This window comes from Methylobacterium sp. CM6257, assembly GCF_054611515.1.
In genome coordinates this window covers 5,682,499-5,706,589 of record NZ_CM137735.1, presented here as the reverse complement: position 1 = coordinate 5,706,589, position 24,091 = coordinate 5,682,499, and the positions used below count along the sequence as shown (strand labels likewise).

At 69.3% G+C, this 24,091-nt stretch carries 26 protein-coding genes; 12 read left to right on the top strand and 14 right to left on the bottom strand.

The genetic code is table 11. The features are described 5' to 3' along the window. The first annotated feature begins 66 nt into the window (after nt 1–66). Nucleotides 67–1,569 (top strand): ammonium transporter, encoded by a 1,503-nt coding sequence (locus ACYCO6_RS27820; RefSeq protein WP_459765357.1) that lies wholly within the window; start codon nt 67–69, stop codon nt 1,567–1,569. Nucleotides 1,570–1,866: 297 nt separating this feature from the next. On the opposite strand, the gene ACYCO6_RS27815 is transcribed toward ACYCO6_RS27820, so the two are convergent. Both ACYCO6_RS27815 and trmD read right to left on the bottom strand, forming a co-directional pair. After that, a complete protein-coding gene (locus ACYCO6_RS27815) occupies nt 1,867–3,036 on the bottom strand; it encodes a phosphoserine transaminase (RefSeq protein WP_459765356.1) in 1,170 nt (389 codons plus the stop codon). Between the two features lie 350 nt (nt 3,037–3,386). After that, complete coding sequence (gene trmD, locus ACYCO6_RS27810) at nt 3,387–4,130, bottom strand: tRNA (guanosine(37)-N1)-methyltransferase TrmD (RefSeq protein WP_459765355.1); 744 nt, start codon at nt 4,128–4,130, stop codon at nt 3,387–3,389. A 75-nt stretch (nt 4,131–4,205) separates the two neighbouring features. On the opposite strand from trmD, the gene ACYCO6_RS27805 reads away from it, so the two are divergent. Then, nucleotides 4,206–4,925 (top strand): class I SAM-dependent methyltransferase, encoded by a 720-nt coding sequence (locus tag ACYCO6_RS27805; protein ID WP_459765354.1) that lies wholly within the window; start codon nt 4,206–4,208, stop codon nt 4,923–4,925. Between the two features lie 88 nt (nt 4,926–5,013). Here ACYCO6_RS27805 and ACYCO6_RS27800 read toward each other — a convergent pair whose 3' ends face one another. The 6 genes from ACYCO6_RS27800 to ACYCO6_RS27775 form a co-directional block, all read right to left on the bottom strand. Then, entirely contained in the window at nt 5,014–5,757 is a 744-nt protein-coding gene (locus ACYCO6_RS27800; RefSeq protein ID WP_459765353.1) for a hypothetical protein, read from the bottom strand. Nucleotides 5,758–6,077: 320 nt separating this feature from the next. Beyond that, nucleotides 6,078–6,773 (bottom strand): ribosome maturation factor RimM, encoded by a 696-nt coding sequence (gene rimM / locus ACYCO6_RS27795; protein WP_459765352.1) that lies wholly within the window; start codon nt 6,771–6,773, stop codon nt 6,078–6,080. A 12-nt stretch (nt 6,774–6,785) separates the two neighbouring features. After that, complete coding sequence (rpsP, locus tag ACYCO6_RS27790; RefSeq protein ID WP_459765351.1) at nt 6,786–7,148, bottom strand: 30S ribosomal protein S16; 363 nt, start codon at nt 7,146–7,148, stop codon at nt 6,786–6,788. Between the two features lie 3 nt (nt 7,149–7,151). Further along, a complete protein-coding gene (locus ACYCO6_RS27785; RefSeq protein WP_459765350.1) occupies nt 7,152–7,487 on the bottom strand; it encodes a chorismate mutase in 336 nt (111 codons plus the stop codon). Next, nucleotides 7,484–9,046 (bottom strand): signal recognition particle protein, encoded by a 1,563-nt coding sequence (gene ffh / locus ACYCO6_RS27780; RefSeq protein WP_459765349.1) that lies wholly within the window; start codon nt 9,044–9,046, stop codon nt 7,484–7,486. The genes ACYCO6_RS27785 and ffh overlap by 4 nt, the downstream gene beginning before the upstream one ends. A gap of 18 nt (nt 9,047–9,064) precedes the next feature. After that, a complete protein-coding gene (locus ACYCO6_RS27775; RefSeq protein ID WP_459765348.1) occupies nt 9,065–9,283 on the bottom strand; it encodes a glutathione S-transferase in 219 nt (72 codons plus the stop codon). A 301-nt stretch (nt 9,284–9,584) separates the two neighbouring features. On the opposite strand from ACYCO6_RS27775, the gene ACYCO6_RS27770 reads away from it, so the two are divergent. The 7 genes from ACYCO6_RS27770 to ACYCO6_RS27740 all read left to right on the top strand — a co-directional run bounded on the left by ACYCO6_RS27770 (nt 9,585) and on the right by ACYCO6_RS27740 (nt 16,404). Next, a complete protein-coding gene (locus ACYCO6_RS27770) occupies nt 9,585–10,214 on the top strand; it encodes an ATPase (RefSeq protein WP_459765347.1) in 630 nt (209 codons plus the stop codon). Nucleotides 10,215–10,623: 409 nt separating this feature from the next. After that, on the top strand, nt 10,624–11,649 hold the full coding sequence (locus tag ACYCO6_RS27765) for a Rieske 2Fe-2S domain-containing protein (RefSeq protein ID WP_459773763.1): 1,026 nt from the start codon (nt 10,624–10,626) through the stop codon (nt 11,647–11,649). Between the two features lie 335 nt (nt 11,650–11,984). Then, entirely contained in the window at nt 11,985–12,221 is a 237-nt protein-coding gene (locus ACYCO6_RS27760; protein WP_459765345.1) for a DUF6894 family protein, read from the top strand. 86 nt (nt 12,222–12,307) lie between these two features. Then, the gene (locus tag ACYCO6_RS27755; RefSeq protein WP_459765343.1) at nt 12,308–13,369 is read left to right on the top strand and encodes an MBL fold metallo-hydrolase; all 1,062 of its coding nucleotides are present in this window, start codon (nt 12,308–12,310) and stop codon (nt 13,367–13,369) included. Between the two features lie 150 nt (nt 13,370–13,519). Continuing rightward, nucleotides 13,520–15,139 carry an ABC transporter substrate-binding protein gene (locus ACYCO6_RS27750; protein ID WP_459765341.1) on the top strand — a complete coding sequence of 540 codons (1,620 nt, stop codon included), beginning with the start codon at nt 13,520–13,522 and terminating at the stop codon, nt 15,137–15,139. A gap of 279 nt (nt 15,140–15,418) precedes the next feature. Next, the gene (locus tag ACYCO6_RS27745) at nt 15,419–15,832 is read left to right on the top strand and encodes an EF-hand domain-containing protein (protein WP_459765339.1); all 414 of its coding nucleotides are present in this window, start codon (nt 15,419–15,421) and stop codon (nt 15,830–15,832) included. A 230-nt stretch (nt 15,833–16,062) separates the two neighbouring features. Then, nucleotides 16,063–16,404, top strand: a complete 342-nt coding sequence (locus ACYCO6_RS27740; protein WP_459765337.1) for a hypothetical protein — start codon at nt 16,063–16,065, stop codon at nt 16,402–16,404. A 4-nt stretch (nt 16,405–16,408) separates the two neighbouring features. Here ACYCO6_RS27740 and pcaD read toward each other — a convergent pair whose 3' ends face one another. From pcaD to ACYCO6_RS27725, 3 genes are read right to left on the bottom strand one after another with little or no spacing between them, the layout of a single operon-like run. Continuing rightward, nucleotides 16,409–17,203 carry a 3-oxoadipate enol-lactonase gene (pcaD, locus tag ACYCO6_RS27735; RefSeq protein ID WP_459765335.1) on the bottom strand — a complete coding sequence of 265 codons (795 nt, stop codon included), beginning with the start codon at nt 17,201–17,203 and terminating at the stop codon, nt 16,409–16,411. Nucleotides 17,204–17,241: 38 nt separating this feature from the next. Then, nucleotides 17,242–17,544, bottom strand: a complete 303-nt coding sequence (locus tag ACYCO6_RS27730; RefSeq protein WP_459765333.1) for a YciI family protein — start codon at nt 17,542–17,544, stop codon at nt 17,242–17,244. Between the two features lie 26 nt (nt 17,545–17,570). Then, nucleotides 17,571–17,843 carry a DUF2061 domain-containing protein gene (locus tag ACYCO6_RS27725; RefSeq protein ID WP_459765331.1) on the bottom strand — a complete coding sequence of 91 codons (273 nt, stop codon included), beginning with the start codon at nt 17,841–17,843 and terminating at the stop codon, nt 17,571–17,573. 219 nt (nt 17,844–18,062) lie between these two features. On the opposite strand from ACYCO6_RS27725, the gene ACYCO6_RS27720 reads away from it, so the two are divergent. Further along, entirely contained in the window at nt 18,063–18,332 is a 270-nt protein-coding gene (locus tag ACYCO6_RS27720) for a hypothetical protein (protein ID WP_459765329.1), read from the top strand. A 55-nt stretch (nt 18,333–18,387) separates the two neighbouring features. Here the strand turns inward: ACYCO6_RS27720 and ACYCO6_RS27715 are convergent, their stop codons facing one another. Next, nucleotides 18,388–18,771, bottom strand: a complete 384-nt coding sequence (locus tag ACYCO6_RS27715) for a hypothetical protein (protein WP_459765327.1) — start codon at nt 18,769–18,771, stop codon at nt 18,388–18,390. Nucleotides 18,772–18,876: 105 nt separating this feature from the next. On the opposite strand from ACYCO6_RS27715, the gene ACYCO6_RS27710 reads away from it, so the two are divergent. After that, nucleotides 18,877–19,305, top strand: coding sequence for a DUF1810 domain-containing protein (locus ACYCO6_RS27710; RefSeq protein ID WP_459765325.1), 429 nt, complete (start codon nt 18,877–18,879; stop codon nt 19,303–19,305). 4 nt (nt 19,306–19,309) lie between these two features. On the opposite strand, the gene ACYCO6_RS27705 is transcribed toward ACYCO6_RS27710, so the two are convergent. After that, on the bottom strand, nt 19,310–21,799 hold the full coding sequence (locus ACYCO6_RS27705; protein ID WP_459765323.1) for a PBP1A family penicillin-binding protein: 2,490 nt from the start codon (nt 21,797–21,799) through the stop codon (nt 19,310–19,312). Nucleotides 21,800–21,961: 162 nt separating this feature from the next. Then, nucleotides 21,962–22,630 carry an HdeD family acid-resistance protein gene (locus ACYCO6_RS27700; RefSeq protein WP_459765321.1) on the bottom strand — a complete coding sequence of 223 codons (669 nt, stop codon included), beginning with the start codon at nt 22,628–22,630 and terminating at the stop codon, nt 21,962–21,964. A 196-nt stretch (nt 22,631–22,826) separates the two neighbouring features. On the opposite strand from ACYCO6_RS27700, the gene ACYCO6_RS27695 reads away from it, so the two are divergent. Further along, nucleotides 22,827–24,089, top strand: coding sequence for an HlyD family secretion protein (locus ACYCO6_RS27695; protein WP_459765319.1), 1,263 nt, complete (start codon nt 22,827–22,829; stop codon nt 24,087–24,089). Nucleotides 24,090–24,091: the final 2 nt, after the last annotated feature.

Here is a 24,091-nt window from a genome sequence, read left to right as displayed (position 1 = left end):
GCGCCCGGGTCCGCAGATCCCAGACTTCCTGAAGCAACACGGATGACGACCGGGAGCCACGTGCCCATGAAACTTCGCCATGCCCTCATGCTCGGCTTGGGAGGGGCGGCCATCGCCGCCCTCCTGATCGAGCCATCCCTCGCCCAGACGCCGACTCCGGAGGCTGCCGCCTCCCCGGCGCCGTCCCCGCTCCCCAACAAGGGTGACACGGCCTGGATGCTGGTCTCCTCGGCCCTCGTGCTGATGATGAGCGTCCCGGGCCTTGCCCTGTTCTACGGCGGCCTCGTGCGCACCAAGAACATGCTCTCGGTGCTGACCCAGGTCTTCGCGATCGTGGCAATCGTCGGCCTGCTCTGGGTCTTCTACGGCTACAGCCTCGCCTTCACCAACGGCGGCGGCCTCAACGACTTCGTCGGCGGCTTCTCGAAGGCCTTCCTGAAGGGCGTCGACGCGAACTCCACCGCCGCGACCTTCTCCAACGGCGTCGTGATCCCGGAATACGTGTACATCTGCTTCCAGATGACGTTTGCCATGATCACGCCCGCGCTGATCGTCGGCGCCTTCGCCGAGCGGATGAAGTTCTCGGCGCTCGTGGTGTTCATGATCCTCTGGGTCACGGTCATCTATTTCCCGATGGCCCATATGGTCTGGTACTGGGGCGGCCCGGACGTGGTCGGCAACGCCGCAAAGGCGCTGGCTGCCGCCACCGACGACGCCTCGAAGGCGACCGCACAGGCGGCCCTCGACGCCGTCAACAAGGATGCCGGCTTCCTCTTCCAGAAGGGCGCCCTCGACTTCGCGGGCGGTACCGTGGTCCACATCAACGCGGGCATCGCGGGCTTCGTCGGCTGCCTGATCATGGGCAAGCGCATCGGCTACGGCCGCGACCTGCTCGCCCCGCACTCGCTGACCATGACGATGATCGGCGCCTCGCTGCTGTGGGTCGGCTGGTTCGGCTTCAATGCCGGCTCGAACCTCGAGTCCAACGGCACCACCGCGCTCGCCATGCTCAACACCTTCGTGGCGACCTGCGGCGCCGCGGTGGCGTGGCTGTTCGCCGAGTGGGCGCTCAAGGGCAAGCCGTCGCTGCTCGGCATGGTCTCGGGCGCGATCGCCGGCCTCGTGGCGGTCACCCCGGCCTCGGGCTTCGCCGGCCCGATGGGCTCGATCGTGCTCGGCCTCGTGGCCGGCGTGGTCTGCTTCATCATGTGCTCCACCGTGAAGAACGCCATCGGCTACGACGACTCCCTCGACGTGTTCGGCGTGCACTGCGTCGGCGGCATCCTGGGCGCCCTCGCGACCGGCATCCTGGTCGACCCGAACCTCGGCGGCGTCGGCATCCCGGATTACACCTCGAAGCCGGGCGAGATGGTCGTGGGCGCCTACGACATGGTGAGCCAACTCACTGTACAGGCGGAGGCGGTCGGCCTGACCCTGCTGTGGTCGGGTATCGGCTCGGCAATTCTCTACAAGCTCGTCGACCTGACCATCGGCCTGCGCGTCACGCAGGAGGAGGAGCGCGAGGGCCTCGACATCGCCGATCACGGCGAGCGCGCCTACAACTACTGAGCGCAACCGGCGCGGCCCTGTGGGGCCGCGTCCACGGCACGAAAAACCCCGGCTCTGCGAGGGCCGGGGCTTTTTTGGATCTGGCTTCGCCGGGCTCGCAAAGACGATCAGGGTCGCGGCCGGCCCGGTTACATTCCAAACCGCTCCCCCCATCCTGAGGCGCTGCGTGGCGAGCCTCGAAGGAGAGCTCCAGGGCTCGCGACCCCGTCTGGAGGGGGCCTTCGAAGCTCGGTGCGCTCGCGCCTCAGGATGCGGGCGAGATCGGGAGATCCGTCGATCAGGCGATGTGGGCGCCGCTCACGCCGCCTTGGTCAGCGCCGCCTTTTCTTCCGCGAAGGCCCAGTCGAGCCAGGGCGTCAGCGCCTCCAGATCCGCGGTCTCCACGGTGGCGCCGCACCAGATGCGCAGGCCCGCCGGGGCGTCGCGATAGGCGCCGATGTCGAGGGCGACGCCCTCGCGCTCGAGGCGCTCGACGAGCCCGGCCGCGAAGGTCGCCACCGCCGCATCACCCCGGGCCAGCACGTCCGGGTCGGCTATCACCAGGCAGACGCCGGTGTTCGAGTAGGTGGCGGGATCAACCGCGAGCGGCGCGATCCAGGGCGTTCGGGCGACCCAGTTGTAGATCACCTTGGCGTTGGCGTCGGCCCGCGCGTGCAGCGCCGGCAGGCCGCCGATCCGCTCGGCCCAGCCCAGCGTGTCGAGGTAATCCTCCACGGCCAGCATCGAGGGCGTGTTGATCGTGTCGCCCTTGAAGATGCCCTCGATCAGCTTGCCGTCCTTGGTGAGGCGGAAGACCTTCGGCAACGGCCAGTCCGGCGTGTGGCTCTCGAGCCGTTCCACGGCGCGCGGCGAGAGGATCAGCATGCCGTGCGCCGCCTCGCCGCCCATCACCTTCTGCCAGGAGAAGGTGACGACATCGAGCTTGTCCCACGGCAGCGGCTGCGCGAAGGCCGCCGAAGTGGCGTCGCAGATCGTCAGTCCCTCCCGATCCGACGCGATCCAGTCGCCGTTCGGCACCTTCACCCCGGCTGCGGTGCCGTTCCAGGTGAAGACCACGTCGCTGCGCTTCGTGTCGATCGCCGCGAGATCCGGCAGGACGCCGTAGGGCGTCTGGTGGATGCGCGGGTCGATCTTGAGCTGCTTGAGCGCGTCCGTGACCCACTCCTTGCCGAAGGCCTCCCAGGCGGCGACCTCCACGGGCTTCGGCCCCAGCATCGTCCACATCGCCATCTCGACGGCGCCGGTGTCGGAGGCCGGCACGATCCCGATGCGGTAATCGGCGGGCACCTGCAGCACCGCGCGCGTCAGGTCGATGGCGCGGCCGAGCTTGGCCTTGCCGAGGGGAGAGCGATGCGACCGGCCGAGCGCGGCGTCGGCCAGGGCGGCCGGGGTCCAGCCGGGACGCTTGGCGCAGGGGCCGGACGAGAAATGGGGGACGCGCGGGCGCACCGTGGGGCGGCTGGTCATTCGAATCCATCCTTGCAGATGGGCGCCCCTCGGAGGGGAGGAGTTCCCGAACCCGCGCATGCGCCCAAACCGGGCGTCTGGCAAGCGCCTGTCGGGCAAGCAGTCTTCGCCGCATGCCCCCGCGCGGGACAGCCGGCAGGGAGGTGCGGAACAGTCGATTAATCCCGGACCGTTAGCCTTAATGCTGTGCCGCGTTGCGTTTGAGGTACGCTGATGTCTATCCACGGCGCCGCGATATTGGCGGTCTGGTCCGTGTTGCTTGTGGTTATTGGCGCATTAACGGCCCGCCTCCCGCTGGCGAGCCGGCTCCGGCGTCCAGTCCCGCAACGGCTCAGACTCGATCCGATGTACTACGATCTCGATGGCCCGGTGATCGACCTGGAGGCGGCCTGACCGGGCGCGCCGAGCAGATCCGGGCGCCGCTCGGCGGTGATGCGCTCGGCCTCCGCCCGGCGCCAGCGGGCGATGGCTGCGTGGTTGCCGCCGGAGAGCACGTCGGGGATCGCGCGTCCCTCCCAGTCGCGGGGCCGGGTATAGTGCGGGTATTCGAGGAGCCCGCCCTCGAAGCTCTCCTCGACGCCCGATTCCATCTTGCCCATCACGCCGGGCAGGAGTCGCACGCAGGCGTCGAGGACAACCAGCGCGGCGATCTCGCCGCCGGAGAGCACGTAGTCGCCGATCGACACCTCCTCCAGGCCGCGTCCGGCGATCACGCGTTCGTCCACGCCCTCGAAGCGGCCGCAGACGATCAGGACGCCCGGCCCAGCGGCGAGGTCGCGGACGCGCGCCTGCGTCAGCGGCCGACCCCGGGGCGACATCAGCAGGCGCGGGCGCGTGTCATCCGTTTCGGTCGCGGCGTCGATGGCGGCGGCGAGCACGTCGCAGCGCAGGACCATCCCGGCCCCACCGCCGGCCGGGGTGTCGTCAACCGAGCGGTGGCGGCCGAGACCGTGCTCGCGGATGTTGCGCGCCTCCAGGCTCCAGTCTCCCCGGGCGAGGGCGTCGCCCGAGAGCGAGACGCCGAGGGGGCCCGGGAACATCTCCGGGTACAAGGTGAGGATCGTGGCCCGCCAGGGCGTGTCCGCGCGCGTCATGGCGCTTGATGGCGCGCGGGGTGCGGCACGGTCAACGCCGCCGGCACCGCTGGGGCGCTTCGCGTGTTGTCGGCCATGATCCGCTCCCTGGCCGTCCTGTCTCTCGCCCTGTCCGGACCGGCCCTCGCGGCCGAGCCTCTGGCGCCGGCAGGCGCGCCCGCGAGCGCGTTCCCCAAACCGGACCGGCCCGTGGCCGAGATCGTCGCGCCGCGCTGGTCTTCGGAAGCCGAGCGGGACGAGGCTGGCGAGTTCGATCAGGTCGCCAGAGGAATGGGCATCGCGCCGGGCCAGACGGTGGCGGATATCGGCGCCGGCAGCGGCTATTACGTGGTCCGGCTGAGTCCGCGGGTCGGGCCAGGTGGCCGCGTGCTGGCCGAGGATGTGACCCCGGACTACCTGACGGCCCTGGAAAAGCGTGTGCGGGGCCTCGGCAACATCACCGTGGTTCAGGGCGAGCCGCACGATCCGCGCCTGCCCCCGGCCTCCGTGGACGTGGTGATCCTCGTGCACATGTATCACGAGATCACTCAGCCCTTCGGACTGCTCTACAATCTCGCCCCGGCGATGCGGCCAGGCGGGCGCGTCGGCATCGTCGACGCCGACGCCATCCCCTCCCGGCACGGCACTCCGCCGATGCTCCTGCGCTGCGAACTCTCCGCCGCCGGCTATCGGGAGACCGGGTTCTACACCCTGAAGAGAGGCGCCTACCTCGCCGTGTTCACGGCTCCCGCGCCGGATCAGCGCCCGAAACCGGAGGCGATCCGTCCCTGCCGGGATGCGGCGACCGCGCGGTAGCGCCGTTCCCGAGGACGGACCTCCGGGCCCGCACGCATCTGCGGTTCCTGAGCCCGGGATCGCGGCTCCGTACGTGGCGCTACGCCCGTCAGCTCCCCCGCGGAGGATCGATCTCGGCCAGACGCCAAACGCCGATGATCCGCTGCTGCGCGACCTTGTCGTCCTTGATGGCGCGGATCGGCTCGGGAAACCGGAACGGCGCCTTCTGGAGATTGAGGGGGCGATGATCGCCGCTGGTTATATCTGCGTTGAACCAGGTATTGTTATCGGAAGTTGCTATAAGATATCTGTAATTGTGGCGCTTCAGATTGCGTACGATATTCCAAACGTCTTTAAAGCACAGATGGAAGAGCACCTCGCGACAGAGCGCCGCATCGCCGCCCGGTATGTCGTCGACGGTGGCATCCGCCAGGATGAAGGCCCTGCTCTCTGAACGAAACATGTCATTCAGTCGCGACACGACGCCCTGAACGACATCGACCCCTGTATATTGAAAATCTCCCTGAACGTTTCGCATCCAGCCGAAGTCGCCGCAGCCGATATCGACCAAGTGTCTGACTTTCAGCTCTGCGAGGACAGAACCAAGATCCGCCACCAAATCCTGGGTCGCCCAGGCGTTTGATCCCGGTCCCGACAGTGATCCGCCTTCGCCAATGAAGGCCCAGACTTTTTGGTCGTAGATGGCCGAAAAGCGGTCCGCGTTCGTCCTGCCGACCAGATGGCTATGGGGGATTCCCTTGAGCCTCTTGAAGATCCGGATCAGCTTGTGGCCTCCGGTCTTGTATAATGTATGACGAACAATCTCTTTAGTCGACTGATAGGCTGCTTTCATGAAATGACGCCTCGTCGATTGTAATGAATGCGCCTTTCTGCGATTTTATAGCTGCCTTGAAGCCGGACCGGCAAGCGCTTCGCTCCTAAGGTTATGTGCGAACCCTTCGAAGGGGCTCTACGGTGTGGGCATCTTGGCCCCATCTCCATCATGCCAGGCTGGCAAGCGCCGCGGATCAGCGATCCGCACGTGAAGGGCCGTCGAACAGGATACGGAACAATCGAATCCGGCTTACCGAGAACGGAACGCGCCAGTGATCCTGATCCGATGAGCCAGGCGCTCGGAAGCGCGAGGTGCATCGATCTCGTCGGTGGGTAGGCTCAGCCTGGATCGTCGGCAGGCTTCTCGCCGGGCGGCGCGAACAGGTCCTCCGGCGCCACCACGATGACGCGGCGCTGGGCCAGATCGAGAACCGGGACGAAGGCCTTGGTGAAGGGCAGGAGCGCGGTGGCGCCGCCGCCTGGGGGGCGGATTTCGAGCAGATCGCCGCCGCCGTAATTCGGCACCGCGACGATCGTCCCGATGGTCGTCCCGGCCTCGTCGACCGCAGTCGTGCCGATCAGGTCGGCGGTGTAGACCTCGTCATCATCCTCGGGCGCGGCCAGACGGTCGCGAGGAATGAACAGGGCGACGCGATTGAGCGCCTCGGCGGCACTGCGGCTGGAGACGCCCTTCACCCGGGCGATCAGCATGTCGGGGGACGAGCCCGGTGCGGAGCGCACGTCGGCGAGGGTCAGCGTCCGGCCATCCGCCGTCGACAAGGCGCCGTAGGTGGTGATCGCCTGCGGATCGCCGGTGTAGGATTTGAGCCGGATCTCGCCGTTGAGCCCGTGCGCACGTCCGAACTCGCCCAGGAGGACTAGGTTCGGGTCGGGCGGCACGGGGGGCAGGGCCGGCTTAGGGGCCGGGGCCTTGGGCGAGGTCGCGGCATCGGGCGCGATCGCGCCGATGGCCGTGCTCTTGCGGCCACGGCGGCCGCCGTCGCGGGGGGAGGGACCTGCGGGGCGGCGCGCCATGATGGAAGCGCCTTACGCGGCGGCGTCCTCGGCGGGCGCCGCGGCCTTCTCGGCCCGCTTGGCGGCGCGCTCCCTGGCCTTCTCGCCGGGCTCGGCCTTCTGCGGATTGTTGCGGGCCGGGCGCTTAGCGAGGCCGGCCTGGTCGAGGAAGCGCAGGACGCGGTCGGTCGGCTGCGCGCCCTTGGCCAGCCAGCCCTGGATCTTCTCGTTGTCGAGCACGATGCGGGCCGGATCATCCTTGGCCTTCATCGGATCGTAGGCGCCGACCTTGTCGATGAAGCGGCCGTCGCGCGGTGCGCGGGCGTCGGCGACGACGATGCGGTAGTAGGGGCGCTTCTTGGCGCCACCGCGGGTGAGACGGATCTTCAGGGCCATAACTTACGACTTTCTCTCGATGTCGGTCGCCGACTCGTGCGTCGCCGCGATCGACTGGTGGTGCCGGATGACCTCCTTGACCACGAAGGCCAGGAACTTCTCGGCGAAATCGGGGTCGAGCTTGGCCTCGACCGCGAGCTTGCGGAGCCGGGCGACCTGACGGGCCTCCCGGTCCGGATCGGAAGGGGGAATCCCCTTTCGGGCCTTGAGCTCGCCGACCCGCTGCGTGCAGCGGAATCGTTCGGCGAGCAGATGGATCAGCGCCGCATCAAAATTGTCGATGCTGTCCCGCAGGCGCGCGAGTTCGGGATCGATACCTTGAGCCGCGAGCACGCTCATTTCTTCTTCCCCGGCATGAACCCACCGAGACCGGGCAGCTTCGGACCACCGAGGCCCGGCAGCCCCGGTAGCTTGGGCAGCCCGCCGCCGCCTAGGCCCGGCGGCATCGGCGGCAGCTTGCCGCCGAACTGCTTCTCGAGCTGCGCGATCTGCTCCGGCGTCGGCTCCGGCATGCCAGGCGGAAGGCCGGGCATGCCGCCGCCCATCCCACCACCGCCGAGGCCGAACATCGAGCCGAGGGCCTGCCCGATCCCGCGCTTGCCCTGGCCCATCGCCTTCATCATGTCGGCCATGGTCCGGTGCATCTTCAGGAGCTTGTTGATCTCCGAGACGTCGACCCCCGAGCCCGCCGCGATGCGCTTCTTGCGGCTGTTCTTGAGGAGGTCGGGGTTCTTCCGCTCCTGCGGGGTCATCGACGAGATGATCGCCCGCTGACGCTTGAACATCTTCTCGTCGAGGTTGGCGCCCTCGACCTGCTTCTTGATCGCGCCCATGCCGGGCAGCATGCCCATCAGCCCGCCGATACCGCCCATCTTCTCCATCTGGGCGAGTTGCATGGAGAGATCCTCCAGGTCGAACTTGCCCTTGCGCATCTTCTCCGCGGTGCGGAGCGCCTGCTCGTGGTCGATGGTCTCGGCAGCCTTCTCGACGAGCGAGACGATGTCGCCCATGCCGAGGATGCGGTTGGCGACGCGGGCCGGGTGGAACTCCTCCAGCGCGTCGACCTTCTCGCCGACGCCGACGAGCTTGATCGGCTTGCCGGTGACGGCACGCATCGAGAGCGCCGCGCCGCCGCGGGAATCGCCGTCCATCCGGGTCAGCACGATGCCGGTGACGCCGAGGCGCTGGTCGAAGGCGCGGGCGGTGTTGACCGCGTCCTGGCCGGTGAGCGCGTCGGCGACCAGCAGCACCTCGTGCGGCCGGGTCGCGGCCTTCACCTCGGCGGCCTCGGCCATCAGGCCCTCGTCCACCGTGGTGCGGCCGGCGGTGTCGAGCATCACCACGTCGAAGCCGCCGAGGCGGGCGGCGTCCATGGCGCGCTTGGCTATCTGCACCGCCGACTGGCCGGCGATGATCGGCAGGGATTCGACGCCCACCTGCTTCGCCAGAACCGCGAGCTGCTCCATGGCGGCCGGGCGGCGTGTGTCGAGGGAGGCGAGCAGGACCTTGCGCTTCTCGCGCTCGGCGAGGCGCCGGGCGATCTTGGCGGTGGTGGTGGTCTTGCCCGAGCCCTGGAGGCCGACCATCAGGATCGGCACCGGCGCGGGGGCGTTGAGATCGACGGTCTCGGCGTCGGTGCCGAGCATCGCCACGAGCTCGTCGTTGACGATCTTCACGACCATCTGGCCGGGCGTCACCGACTTGAGCACGACGGCGCCCACGGCCTTCTCGCGCACCCTGTCGGTGAAGCCGCGGACCACTTCCAGGGCGACGTCCGCCTCCAGCAGGGCGCGCCGTACCTCGCGCATGGCGGCGGTGACGTCGGCCTCGGTGAGCGCGCCGCGGCGCGTCAGCCCCGAGAGAATGCCGGAAAGGCGATCGGACAGGCCTTCGAACATGGTCTTGAAGCCCCGCCGCTACTGTTCGAGGCCGGCGCGCTCGACGCGGCGCGCCTGGAGGGCGGCCTCGAAGCTGCGCACGGCGCTCGCGAACTTGTCCCGGCAGTCCGGGTTGCAGAAGCCCACCACGGCGCCGTTGTAGAAGGTGAGCGAATCGGCCGAGATCGGCTTGCCCGACCAGGGGCAGGTCTCGTTGATCGCGTCCTCGATGTTCAACGCTTGCTGATCTCGCGTCATGCGGAAGCCTCGGTCGGCGGGTCCCGGCGCAGCGGATCGGCCCAACGACCATCGCGCCCGAGGGCGCGAACGCGCTGTCGGGCGTTGACCTCCGGCCTCACGGGACCGGTCGGCTTGGCTTCGGGCGATCTGCTTCGGATCGGGAGGGCGGGGCGTAGCCGCGATGGGGCGGAAAGTCAATTTTTTGCCAGAACCCGGCCCCGGCAGGCCGAAAATGGGGCGGTGCGAGCTCATTAACTTTTACCGATCGTTAAGCATGTTCGGATTGTCATCGGCAGGTATTCGCTCAGGACGCCCGCCGATGTCGGAACCCGCCCGCTCCACGCCGCCGCACGACGCCGGCGGTCGCCCCGCGCCCGGTCCGCTTCGGGACTGGCTCGCCGCGATGAAGTCCCACAATCCGGCCGAGCTGCGCGATGACGCGCCGCCGCATGACGCCCGGCCGGAGCCGAAGGCCGCCCGCTCCGGCGAGGCGGCCTGGTCGCCGCGGCTCGTGCCGCCGGCCGAGGCCCCGCGTGCCGTCGCCGAGGATACCGACGTGTCCGAGCTGATGGCCGAAAACCTGATGCTGAAGGCGAAGCTGCGCGTGGAGGCCGAGCGCCAGGACGAGCTGCAGGCGATCCTCGCGGAGGAGATCCGCGCCCTGCGCGAGCATATCCGGGAGGAGATCGGCTCTCTGGAGGATCTGCGTGCCGAGCAGGAGGAGATCCGGGTCGAGCGCGACGAATTCCGGAGCGAGCGGGAGCGGTTCCGGCTCGAGCGGGAGGAGCTGCGCGCGGAGCGCGATCGGGCGACCGCCGAGCGCGATGCACTGCGGGCCGAACGCCTCGCCCTGTCGGCCGAGCGTGATGCCCTGCGCGAGGAGCGGGACCTGTGGCGGGCACGGACCGAGGCGCTGGCCCAGCCGCTGTTCCAGACCCAGAAGCGCTGAGCACGCACGACTTGATTGCCGAAAAGCCGAAGGGCCACCCGAGGGGGTGGCCCTTCCATTGCCGAACCGTGATGTCCGGCGGAACTGTCCCGAGATCGGGTCTCTGACGCGTCTTAGAGCGACGCGCCGGAGGCGACGGTCCAGGTCCGATGAGCCGAGACACACGGCTGATGACAATGAGACACTGGATCACCTCCTTTCGTTGGTTGCGGGTGGAGCGAAGGTAGGGGGCCGCGCCGGGCTTGTGAACCCCCGCGCCTGCGCCCGTTTGTCCTCCCCGCGCCGGCGCTTTCCCACCCCGGCGGCCGGGCGTAAGACGGGCGCACCGCAGTCAGCCCGAACCGCCTTGAACGCGCCCTTCACGAATCCGCCGCGCTCCGCCGACGAGGCCGCGCTCGACCCCGACACGATGCGCCAGCCGCTCGGCAATGCGTGGTACTGCGTCGGGCAATCTCGGTGGCTCGGGAAGACGGGCCTGCGCGCGGTCGAACTGAACGGTGAGCAGATCGTGCTCGGCCGTGCCCCCGCCGGCAGCCCCTTCGCGCTGCGCGACCGCTGCCCGCATCGCGGCATGGCCCTGTCCAAGGGCCGTTTCGACGGCGACACGCTGATGTGCCCGTTCCACGGCTGGCGCTTCGGCACGGACGGGCGCTGCCGCGACGTCCCGACCCTCTCCGAGCACGACGCCGCCGATTTCTCCCGCATTCAGGTGCAGCGTTTCCCCGTCCGCGAGAGCGCCGGCTTCCTTTGGGTGAACCCGCATACCGGACCCGGCGCCGGAGACGTGCCGGCTGTGCCGGAGCTGGATTTCGAGCCGGCGGGCTTCCTCGTCGTCGCGCTTGTGGTCGAGGCCTCCTTCGACCTCACCACGCTGAGTCTCGTGGATCCGGGGCACGTCGCCTTCGTCCACGATTCCTGGTGGTTCCGGCCGTCGAAGCAGCTCCGCGAGAAGGTGAAGACCTTCCAACCGGTCCCCCACGGCTTCGTCATGACGAGCCACGCCACCACGACGAGTTCGCCCGTCTACCGCCTGCTCGGCGGCGTCCCGGAGGTCGAGATCGAGTTCCGGCTGCCCGGCGTCCGCCTGGAGCGGATCCGCGCGGGGACGAAGCGGGTGGCGAACTACACCTTCGCGACGCCGCTGACGCCGGACCGCACGCTGCTCACCAACGCCCTCTACTGGAGCATGCCGGCGCTGAACCTTCTTAAGCCCATCGCCCGGCCGCTGATGCGGCAGTTCCTCACCCAGGACCAGCAGGTGCTCCAGCACGCGCAGGACGGCCTCGATCGCAAGCCGACCATGGTGCTGTTCGGCCAGGGCGATCTGCCCTCGCAATGGTACTTCCGCCTCAAGCGCGAGGCGCTCGAATCCGCCCGCGACGGGCGATCATTCACGAACCCGCTCGAGCGGCGGGAGCTGCGCTGGCGGTCCTGACGGCAGGACATGGCTCACGACGGTGCCCCCTGCCGGGGCGCTCGGGTGGATTCCAACCATTCCCTCAAGCTGGGGTGTGGCGAAGCCGCCTCGAAGGAAGCCTCCAGAAAGCGTTGCGGTCTCTGGAGAGCTCCTTCGAGGCCTGCGCTGCGCTCCGGTACCTCAGGATGAGGATGTGGGTTGGACAGCCGTCGTCCGGCGCGGCAATGACGTCCTCAAGGGTCCATGGACCGGGAGGACAGCGAAACCGGTCGATCCCGAAATTTAAGGCCCTATTAACTATAACAAGAGCAATCATTCCGGCGCATTACCTCTCATTGAGACGCCTCGCGCCGATGCCCCGCTTCTTCATCGACCTTCATGACGGTGCGCAGCCGATCCGCGACGAGGTCGGCTTTGATCTGCCCGACCTGCCGGCAGCCCGCGCCAAGGTTACCCGGATCATGTCGGCCATCGCCCGCGACATGCTGCCGGATGTCGAGCGCCAGGATTACGTGGCCTGCGTGCGGGACGGCGTCGGCAAGGTGGTCTATCGGGCGCGCCTGTCGCTCGCCGCCGAGATGGTGGACTGAGCGACCCTGCGGCAAGCTCGCCCTGAGGCTCGCCGCCGCAAGGCCCGGGAACTTGACCGGAGCGCGCGACTGGCCATCTCCGCGCTATGAAACGGCGCAGCCTGCTTACGGTCGCGAGCGCGGCCACGGTGATGACGCTCGGCGGCGTCGGCTATGCCGCCCACCGGCGCGGCAGGAATCCCTATTATCGCGGGCCGACCTCCGATCATTTCGACGGGCTGCGATTCTTCTCGCCGGATCAGGGCACTGACAAGTCACTGCCCGACGTGCTGCGCTGGCAGGCCAAGCGGCAGCGCGAGACCTGGCCGAAGAGCTTTCCCAGTCCCTATCCGGCGGATCGCCCGCCCGAGCGTGTCAACGCCCTGCGGATCGTGCTGATCGGGCATGCGAGCTACCTGGTGCAGGTCGCCGGGCGCAACATCCTGATCGATCCGGTCTTCTCCAAGCGTGCGAGTCCGGTCCGCTTCGCCGGTCCGAAGCGCGTCAATCCGCCGGGTATCGCCTTCGCCGACCTGCCACCCATCGACGCGGTCCTGATCACGCATAACCACTACGATCATCTCGATGGTCCGAGCCTCGCCCGGATCTGGCAGGCGCACCAGCCGCTGATCGTGGCGCCGCTCGGCAATGACACGATCCTGCGCGGCTACGACGACACGATGCATGTCGAGACCCGCGATTGGGGCGGCACCGTCGATCTCGGCGACGGCCTGCAGGTCCATCTGACACCCGCGAACCATTGGTCGGCCCGGGGCGTCAATGACCGGCGCATGGCACTGTGGTGCGCCTTCGTGATCATCTCGGCCCGGGGCGTGCACTTCCACGTGGGCGACACGGGCTTCGGCGATGGCGCGCTCTTCCGCGAGGTCCGGAGCCGCTTCGGGCCGCCCCGGCTGGCAACGCTGCCGATCGGCGCCTACGAGCCCCGCTGGTTCATGCAGCCCCAGCACGTAAATCCCGCCGAGGCCGTCGAAGCTTTCGCCCTGCTCGGCGCCGAGCAGGCGCTCGGCCATCATTGGGGCACGTTCCAGCTCACCGACGAGGGCATCGAGCGGCCCGCCGAGGCGCTGAATGCGGCCCTCACAGCCGCCGAAATCCCCCACGAGCGGTTTCTCGCCCTCCGGCCCGGGCAGGTCTGGCAGGCCTGAAGGCTGGCTGCCGCCGAGCGCGGCGCCAATGGGCACGATGCGTGCATCACACCGTATGCAGCATGGGACGACGGCGCGCGGAGCGCCGCCGCGCGCCTGAACGGCAGGCGCCGCTCCGTGCGGCGCATCCGCCTTCAGCCGAGAGACACGATGGATCCGTTCAAGCCGACACGCCGCTCACTGATAGCCGGGGGCGCCGCCCTGGCCGCGTTCGGGGCGGCGGGCCGCGCCGGCGCGCAGGGCGCGGCTCACGGCAGCCTGACCTACGGCATCTCGATGACCGACCTGCCGCTCACCACGGGACAACCGGACCGGGGCGCCGGCGGCTATCAGTTCACCGGCCTGACCCTCTACGATCCCCTGGTGGCCTGGGACCTCGACGTCGCCAACCGGCCGGGCAAGATGGTCCCCGGGCTCGCCACTGCCTGGGATAGCGACCCGGCCGACCCCAAGGTCTGGACCTTCCATCTCCGCGAGGGCGTGAAGTTCCATGACGGCTCGGCGTTCGACGCCGACGCGGTGATCTGGAACTTCGACAAGGTCCTAAACAAGGAGGCGCCGCATTTCGATCAGCGCCAGGCCGCCCAGGTCCGCCCGCGCCTGCCCGGTGTGGCGAGCTACCGGAAACTCGACGCCAAGACCGTCCAAGTGACCACGAAGGCTCCCGACAGCCTGTTTCCCTACCAGATGCTGTGGTTCCTGATCTCCTCGCCGGCGCAGTACGAGAAGGTCGGGCGGGATTGGGCAAAATTCGCCTTCGAGCCCTCGGGGACCGGACCGTTCCGGATGGGGCAGCTCGTCCCACGGGTGCGCCTCGAGATGCTGCCGAACGTCGGCTACTGGGATCCGAAGCGCGTCCCGAAGCTCGCGAAGCTGACGCTCGCCTGCGTACCCGAGGATCTCGCCCGGGTGAACGCGCTCCTCTCCGGCAGCGTCGACCTGATCGAGGCCCCCGCGCCCGACGCGGTCCCGCGCCTGAAAGCGGCCGGCATGCGGGTCGTGGGCAACGACACGCCGCATGTCTGGAACTATCACCTTTCCATGCTGGAGGGCTCGCCCTGGAGGGACCTGCGCCTGCGCAAGGCCGCCAACCTCGCCATCGACCGGGCGGGCGTGGTCGAGCTGATGGGCGGGCTCGCTCAGCCGGCCGTGGGGCAGGTGCAGCAATCGAGCCCGTGGTTCGGTAAGCCGAGCTTCCAGATCAAGACCGACGTCGACCAAGCGCGCAAGCTCGTCGAGGCGGCCGGCTTCTCGGTTCAGAACCCTGTGAAGGCGACGATCCTCATTCCCACCGGCGGGACGGGGCAGATGCTGTCGCTGCCGATCAACGAGTTCGTCCAGCAGAGCTGGGCGGAAGTCGGGATCCAGGTGGAATTCAAGACAGTCGAGCTGGAGGTCGCCTACACGGCCTGGCGCCAGGGCGCGGCGGATCCGAGCCTCAAGGGTGTCAGCGCCGGCAACATCGCCTACGTCACTTCGGATCCGTTCTACGCGATCCTGCGCTTCTACGACTCGCGGCAGATCGCCCCCAACGGTGTGAACTGGAGCCACTACGGCAATCCGGAGGTCGATGCCCTCTGCGACAAGGTGAAGGCGAGCCCGGACACGGACGAGCAGAACCGGCTGCTCGCGCGCATTCACGAAATCGTCGTCGACGACGCCGTGCAAGTCTGGGTCGTGCACGACACCAATCCGCACGCGCTGTCACCGCGGGTGAAGGAGTATGTCCAGGCCCAGCACTGGTTCCAGGATCTGGCGACGCTCGCCTGATCCAGCTCGGCTCTGCGCCTGCAGTGCGGATGGCCTGAAGTGCCGTCGGGCGGGAGATAGTCGCCGGTCGTTTGCCGCGGCTGAAGGCATTGATTCGGTTCGTCGGCTTACAACCCGACGACTTGGCGCTCAAAGAGGGGTCGGTTGTCGCCGGCCCCTTTTCTCATGCTCTCTGCTGTCAGGGGCGCGTCGCCGGCCCGGAAACAACGCTTTCGCACTTGCAGCATGCCGCGTCGGGCACTAGGAAGGTCGAGCATCAAATTTCGGGAGCATCTGGCAATGACCCTTCGTTACATCAGTGGTTTCGCGGCTGTGGCCCTTGCGATGTCCGGTCTTTCGGTTCCGGCCGCGCTGGCGAAGCCGGTGAGCGGGGCGAGCGCCGTCAAGATGATCGACACCGACAACGACGGCACGGTCGACATGAAGGAAGTCGAGGCGGTGGCCTCGGCGACCTTCGACCGTCTGGAGAAGGATGCCGATGGCACCCTGGATGCCCGGGAGCTGAAGGGCCGCCTGAGCCAAGCCGGCGTGAAGCAGGCCGATCCGGACAGCGACGGCACTCTCGACAAGAAGGAGTACCTCGCGGCCGTGGGCGAGCGCTTCAAGCTGGCGGATCCGGACGGCGACGGCACCCTCGACGCCAAGGAGCTGAACTCGAAGGCCGGCAAGGCGCTCCTCGCCCTGATCAAGTAACCCCTTCGGACGCTTCGGATCAGACGCCGAAGATCGGGGCCCCTGCGGTGAGATCCCCGGGGGTCTCTCTGCTTTCGGATCTGCTCGGCGAAGAGCCGGGGCCGGTCCCTGCCGGGTGGATGGGCGAGCACGTGCTGCTGCGCCGGGCAACGGCCCTCGTCGGCCCGCCTAGGCAGTTGACCGTTCTCAACCTATGGGTGCACCTTGCCATCGGGTGAGGGACCGGAACGATGGGCAACGACCCGCCAGAGGACGGCCGGAACACGGAACCATGCGCGGACCTGTGGACCGTGGTGGAGTCGCCGGTGGAGGAACTCCCCGATCGGCAGACCGCACGCGAGGACCTCGCGGCCGGCCCGGAGGAGGCCGTCGCGATGCATTCGCAGATGCTGACGAACGGCGTGTCGGACCTGCTCGGCGAGATCAGCGACAACCTGCTGGTGGCCTACGGTCTGGCGCGGCAGGAAGGCGATCCGCTGATCGTGGCGCTCATCGGCAAGGCGCTGCTGCAGACCGGACGGAGACTGGCGCAGGGCATGTCGCCCTCCGAGGCCGGGATTGCCTGTCACTGAGCCGTCAGGCGTCCCTGCAGCGGTCGAGGAAGGCCCGCAGGTAGCTGCCTACGGCCGCTGCGCGCTCGACGGCGAGGAGGTGTGCGGCCCGCGGCAGGACCACGAGTTCAGCCTGGGCGATTTCACTGCAGATCTCCTCGGCCATTGACGGGGGCGTCGAAGGATCATCGCGTCCGGCGATCACCAGGGTCGGCGCGGTGATGGCGGAAAGGACCGGACGCAGGTCCATGCGTCCGATCGCGCCGCAGCAGACCGCATAGCCGGCCGGATCGCAGGCCAGGAAGCGTTCGCGGATCGCCCGGACCGCCTCGGGGGCGCGGCTGGGAAAATCGGGCGTGAACCAGCGTCCCAGCGTCGCCTCGACGAGTGCGCCGGTGCCGCGTGCCCGGACGGTCTCGGCGCGCTCGTTCCAGCTCTGCGCGCTGGGCAGGTGTGCCGCCGTCGCCATCAGGGTCACACTCAGCGGCCGTCCCGGATCGGCGCTCGCCAGGGCCTGCACGGTCATGCCGCCGAGCGACAGTCCGACCAGATGGGCGCGGTCGATGCCGAGGGCGTCGAGCAACCCTGCGAGATCGTTCGCCAGGTCCGCGACCTCGACGGGCTGGTCGCGGGTCTCGGAGCCGCCATGGCCGCGCGTGTCGTAGCGCAGGGTGCGGAAGCCACCGGCGAGCGACGGTAGCAGCGCGTCCCACATCTCCAGGGTGGCGCCCAGCGAGTTCGAGAAGGCGACCACCGGGGCGCCCTCCGGACCTTCGAGGACGTAGCGGAACGTCATCCCTCCGACGGCGATCTGCGGCATGCGATTTCCTCCGATCTCGATCTCCGGGGCGCGGCGCGTCACGCCGGCAGGAAACAGGTGCGGTCGAGGTAGGCCTTGCGCCAGCGCGTGATGGTCACCCGCTCGAACAGGCCCGCCTGGGCGAAGGGATCGGCGGCGATCAGCGCCTCGGCCGCGCCGCGATCCTCTGTGTCCACGATATAGAGGCCGCCGCCCCGATCGCTGCCGTCGTCGTTGAGCTTGGCGCCGCAGGCGAGCAGCCGCCCGGCATTCTCGGCAAGGAACGCGAGATGCTCGGCCCGGACGGCGCGCCGGAGGTCCTGGTGATCCGGCTTGTCGAAGGTCTCGATGATGTAGGGCATCGTGGTCTCCCGGATGACACGGTCCTTCAGGCGCGGCCGAACGATACCCAGCCCCAGCCGCGTTCGTGCAGGTAGTACAGCAGGGTCTTGGTCACGGTCTCGGTCGAGGCGATGGAGCCGGCAACCAGGACGCTGCCGGTGAACAGATAGGACAGGGCGAGGGTGTCGAGGCTCCCGACGATGCGCCAGCTCACCGCCTTGGCGATCGAGCGGACGCGGCTCTCCCCGGACGGTGCGCTCGACCGTGGTCCGCGAGTCGCGAGGGCTCGGTCATGAGCTGGCAAGTGATCGGTCGGCATAGCGTCTCCCCGCTCCCTGTCCGGGAGCAAACGCGCGAAGCCGGGGACCGTTAAGGGGCCGCGCGAGAAACTGCGCGTGGGAGGAGCGCGGCCCTCGATGACGATGCCGCGAGTCCCGCTGGGGATCTTCGGAATCGCGGCGTTGCCTTCAACATGAGTCAATGCGTGCGCCTGCGAAACGCTCGACAACCCTCGCCCGCAAGCAGGAGGGTACGAGCGATGCACGAGCTTTCGATTCGGGAGCCTGCGATCCGCCCGGCGGAGTTCTGGGACACAGTCGCCGGACTGGTGACCGCCAAGGTCGAGCCGGTGATCGGACGGGGCGAGAAGCAGCGCAGCCCGGTGATCGACTACCTGCGCGACCTGGAGGCCCTCGCGCGACGCCAATGCAGCAGCCGCGAGACGGTCCAGATCATCGCCTCGGGCCGCCGCCTTCTCGGCGACCGCAGCGAGATTGGACCGGCGGACGGCCCCTTCACGCGGATCTGAGCCCACAGCACCGGCGCGATCTCACGCGCGGCCGGCGATCCACCCGAATGTAAGCCTAGAACAGCCCGCGTTTCGTCGGCGCAGCCGTCGGGGCGCGGGTTTTTCGTGAGCGGATCAGGACGAGCGCGGCTGCCACGGCCCAGGCCGCGCAGGTCGGGGCTACCCATTGCTGGATGTTCGGCAGCGACCAGCCATACAGGAACTCGGCGCCGAGATGCGCCTGGACGGCGTCCCAGCCGGCGTGCTTGATGTCGTGCTCCCGCTGCCCGGCCTCGCGGCCGTAATAGTAGGTCGAGACCAGAAGCGCGGCGGTGCCTTCCGGGCGGGGGCTGCGCAGCAGGGTCAGGGCCGCCGCCATCCCGGCGGTCTCGAGAGCCGCCGTCATGGCGTGGCTCGTGGCCGGGTTCGCGACCATGAAGGCGACGAGCTTTCCGAACATGGACGGCGCTTACACGAATTCGCCCGGCCCGTCAGGGGCAGGCTGCATCCCGAGCCGGCCACGCACCGTTTGCGCTTCAGAGGTTGTGGCACTGGGGAGCGGGTGATGGAGGACGTGTACGATCTCGACCGCTTCGTCGAGGCGCAGGCGGGGGTCTACCCGCGGGTCCTCGCGGAGCTTCAGGCTGGGGAGAAGCGCAGCCACTGGATGTGGTTCATCTTCCCGCAGATCGCCGGCCTCGGTTCCAGCCCGATGGCGCAGCGCTACGCGATCGGATCCCTCGATGAGGCGCGGGCCTATCTCGGGCATCCCCTGCTCGGCGAGCGCCTGCGCGCTTGCACGAGGGCCGTCAACGCCGTTTCCGGGCGCTCGGCGCACGCGATCTTCGGATCGCCCGACGACATGAAGTTCCGCTCCAGCATGACGCTGTTCGCCCGAGCCGCGCCGGACGAGCCGCTCTTCGCCGAGGCGCTGGCGCGGTATTTCGGCGCCCAACCCGACCCGCGAACCCTGGCCAAGCTCGGCCAGGATTGAGGTCTTACCGGCCCCAGAGGCCGACCCGCTCCGCCCGCGCCTGCTCCTCGGCCCCGAGCAGGTCCGGCGGCGCATCCTCCGTGGCGCGGGCGCCCCCCGCCGCCAGGATCAGCCCGGCGAGATCGTCGCCCTCGATCCGGCACCGCGCCGTGGCCGCGTCCGAGACGTCGCTGCAGATCACCTCGCGGCGGCGCAGGTAGCTCGCGAGCTGGCGGGCGAGATGGCCGCGCTGGCCCTCGACCCCGAGCAGGTGCACGGTGCGCCCGCGCAGGTTCAGGGTCCCGGTGTCGATCACCTCCGGGACGCCCCGGATCTCGCCGCCGGGCGTCAGGTTCGGCGTGAGCGCTGGCGCTGTCCGGGCCGGCTCGGCCCGCTCCGCCGAAGGACGCGGCTTGCCCTTGGCGAGCTTCTCCGAGGCCCGCTGGACGAAGTCGTGGAAGATCCCGGCCGGCATCTCGCCGCCGAACATGCGGTTCATCGAGCTGTTGTCGTCGTTCCCGATCCAGACACCGACCACGAGGTCCGGAGTCATGCCGATGAACCAGGCGTCGCGGAAATCCTGGCTCGTGCCGGTCTTGCCGCCGATGATCTGGCCGGGCACCCGCGCCGCCCGGCCGGTGCCGGATTCCACCACCGCCTGGAGCGAGTCGAGCATCATCGTGCGCGGCTCCTGGGCCAGGGTCGCGGCGGGCGCCGGGTCGGCGTGAACGTAGAGCGGCTGCGGGGCCGCGCCGCGGATCGCATGGATGCCGAAGGCCTGGAGCGGGGCCCGGCCGGATAGAACCGAGCCGTAGGCGCGGGTCATCTCCAGGAGGCTGACGCCGCCCGAACCGAGGACGAGGCTCGGCACGTTGGGCAAGTCCGACTGGATCCCGAGCTTGCGCGCGGTGGCGATCACCGCCGGGATACCGACTTCCTGGCCGAGCTGTGCCGCCACCGTGTTGATCGAGAGCGCGAAGGCGGTCCGCAGCGGCACCGACCCGCGATAGCGCCCGTCATCGTTCTCCGGCTCCCAGTCGCCGATCTGGACCGGACGATCGACCAGCACGGATTCGGGCGTGTAGCCCTGCTCGTAGGCCGTGAGGTAGACGAGGAGCTTGAACAGAGAGCCCGGCTGGCGCTTGGCCTGGACGGCCCGGTTGAACTGGCTGTCCTCGTAGTCGCGGCCGCCCACCATGGCGAGGATCGCGCCCTCCTTCGACAGCACTACCATGGCCGCCTGCCCGACCTTGCGGCGTGCCCCGTCCTTGTCGAGGCGGCGGGCGACGACGCCCTCGGCCAGGCTCTGCAGGTCGAGGTTGAGGGTCGACCGCACCGTGACGTCGCCGTCGCTGCCGGCGAGGCGCTTCACGTCGCCCGCGATCATGTCGAGGAAGTAGTTGGTGCCGGGCGGCGCCTCGGGCGGCGACTTCAGGGTCACGCTCTGGCGGCGCGCCGCATCGGCCTCGGCCGGGGTGATCGCCCCGGTCTCGACCATGGCCTGGAGCACCACGTCGGCCCGTTCCTTGGCGCCGCCAAGATTGCGCGTCGGGGCGAGCTGCGAGGGCGCGCGCACCAGACCGGCGAGCATCGCCGACTCGGGCAGGTTGAGGGCCCTGGCGGGCTTGGCGAAGTAGCGGCGCGCCGCCGCATCCGCCCCGTAGGCGCCGGCGCCGAAATAGGCGGAGTCGAGATAGCCGAGCAGGATCTCGTCCTTGCTCATCATCGACTCGACCCGCAGCGCCAGGAACGCCTCCTGCACCTTGCGCCAGAGCGTCTTCTCCTGATTGAGGGAGGTCAGGCGCACATATTGCTGCGTGATCGTGGAGCCGCCCTCGCGCACGCCGCCGCCGGCGAGGTTGCGCCACGCCGCGCGGGCGAGCCCGCGCAGATCGATGCCCCAGTGGCTGTAGAAGCGCCGATCCTCGATCGCCACGATCGCCTGGGCGAGGTGCGGCGGCAGATCGGCGGCGGTCAGCTTCTGGCCGCGGAAGCTGCCCCGCGTGGCGAAGACCCGCCCGTCATCGGCCTCGACGGTGATCGCGCGCTGGCCGGTCTCGACGATGGCCCCGCCGAGCGGCGGCAGGGTCAGCAGGGCGGCGAGCAGGTAGATCCCGAGCGCCAGGACAGGCAGCAGGAGCGCAAGCCCGGCGACCGTCAGGGCCGGCCGGCGGCGCAGGCGGCCGAGGAACGCGGGATCGAGCCTCCGGCGCGGCCGATGTCCCGCAGCGAGGGCGGTCCGGTCGACCGATCCGGATTCCGTCCGTGTGCGGTCGCGCCGTCGTGCCAGACGAGCGGCGGCCCGCGCGGACGCGGTACGCCCGACGCGCGCGACACCGAGCCCGGCCGCGGCGATCAGGACCCATAGATGCCGGAAGAGGTCGTGAGCCGCGCGCCGTGCCTCGCGGGCCGCCAGGCGCGGGTCCGGGGCATCGGGACCCGGCCTCCGCCCGGCTGTCGGATCTGACGGTTTCGGCTCGCCGGCCGGGGCGCGCTCCGGCGCGTCGGGCGTCATCGCACTGTGGTTTCCGGGACCGGCCGTTCCGGTCGACGGCGTGTTCTAAGCCTCATCCGGCCCTGTGTCCCGCGGCCGGAGCAACGAAGTCGCCCGCGAGGGATGATCGCGCCGCAACCGTGTGGATCGGGTCACGCGACCCGATCCGGATGCCGTGCCGGGTCACCGCCCGGCGGGTGCGATGGGCTGTCCGGCCGCCCCGTGCTGGCTTCGCAACTGGAAGGCGAGGATCAGCAGAAGCACCCCGAAGGCGAGCGTGTAGCCGCCGATCCACCACGTCAGGACCAGAGCGGACATCCCCGGCTCGATGATCAGCACGATCCCGAACAGGATCGAGACGAGGCCCCCGAGCACCAGCCACCAGCGCCCGTAATGGAGGTGCAGGCGGAAGGCGGCCGCGATCATCAGGCCGCCGGTCACCAGCGCCCAGACTGCGAGGAGCAGGACGAACGCCCAGACGGCAGCCCCCGGGACCAGGACGGCGGCGACACTCACGACGATGTCGACGACCCCCTCCAGAAGCAGGAAGCCCCAGCGCTCGTGTCGCTGCGCCGCCCGGACCGCGCCCACAATGGCGAAGATGCCATCGGCGAACGTGTAGGCGGCGAAGAACAGCACCAGCGACAGCACGAAGGCGCCCGGCGCGACGAAGGCGATGGCGCCGAACAGGATCGCGATCACCCCGCGCAGGGCGACGAGCCACCAGTTGCGGGCGAGCGCCGCGCTCATGGCGTCGAGGCGCGCGGCACCGACGAGCGGAACGCCGGAGGGCGAGGTCCCGATCGGACCGGAGCCCGATCCAGATGGTGTCGGTGACGGGCTGCTGGTCATGGAGAAACTCCCGAACCCGATGGCCGTGGGCGGCAAAGGTTCCCGCCGCAGAACGCCGCACTGCGGCAAGCGTTCCTGGCTACGGTCGCGCTCGGCGGGGAACCTTGTGGCGGCGGTCGGCTTCTGTACGTCGAGGCGGGCGATGTGCAGAGCCCGGCCGCCGTGAGGTGGCCGGCCCATCGGGCGACGACTTCCCATGTTTGACGATCAGAGGCAGGCCTCCGAGGCCGAGGCGCGGCTGCGGCCGGCCGACGGCCGGGCCGGTGCGGTCGATCGCGATGTCCTGGATCTCGGTCAGGATGCCTCGGCTGGGGACCGCGAGACCGCCCGCAAGCCCGGCTGGGACGATGCGGATCAGGCCGAAGACCAGGACGCGCCGGGCGACGAGAACGGCGGCGATCCGGAGGACGAAGCGGGCGACGCGCGGCGCCCCAACATCCTGCGGCGGCACCCGTTCGCGTTCCTGCTCGGCGGCCTCGCGGTGGTCGCCCTGTGCGTCGGGGTGTTCTTCTACTGGCTGCTGTACATGCACCCGTACGAGAGCACCGACGACGCGTTCGTCGACGCGCGCAGCATCGCGATCCAGCCCAAGGTCGGCGGCTACTTGGTCGACGTGCCCGTCACAGACAACCAGCACGTCGAGGCCGGGCAGGTCCTGTTCCAGATCTACCAGCGCGACTACGAGATCGGCCTCGATCAGGCGAAGGCGCAGATCGAGGCCGATCAAGCTGCCATCAAGAACATCGACGCCCAGATCCAGGCCCAGTACGCCAACATCGACGTGTCCAAGGCACAGGTCGCCACCGCCGAGGCGGCGCTGAAATTCGCCCAGGAAGACGCGGCCCGCTACAAGGACCTCGCCGAGCGCGGCTCCGGCTCGATCCAGCAGTCGCAATCCGCGACCTCGACGCTGCAGCAGCGGCAGGCCTCCCTGCAGAGCGCCAATGCCAGCGTGGTCGCCGCGCAGAAGCAGATCGGCTCGCTTCAGGCCCAGAAGGCCTCGACGCAGGCGCAGCTCGCCCGCGACAAGGCGCAGGTCGAGCAGGCCGAGCTGAACCTCGGCTACACGACGGTGCGGTCCGTGCAGTCCGGTCGCGTCGTCCGGCTGACCGGCGGCATCGGCCAGCTCGCCCAGGCCGGCCAGAGCCTGTCGATGTTCGTGCCCGACGACATCTGGGTGACCGCCAACTTCAAGGAGACGCAGATCACCGACATGCGCCCGGGCCAGCCGGTCGACATCGAGATCGACGCCTATCCGGATCGCAGGATCCACGGCACGGTCGCGTCGGTGCAGCCGGGCTCCGGCACCGCCTTCAGCCTGCTCCCCGCCCAGAACGCCACCGGCAACTACGTGAAGGTGACGCAGCGCATCCCGGTGAAGATCGTGGTCAAGGACTGGCCAGCGGACGTGGCGATCGGCCCGGGCATGTCGGTCGTCCCGACCGTGACGGTGCGGTGAGC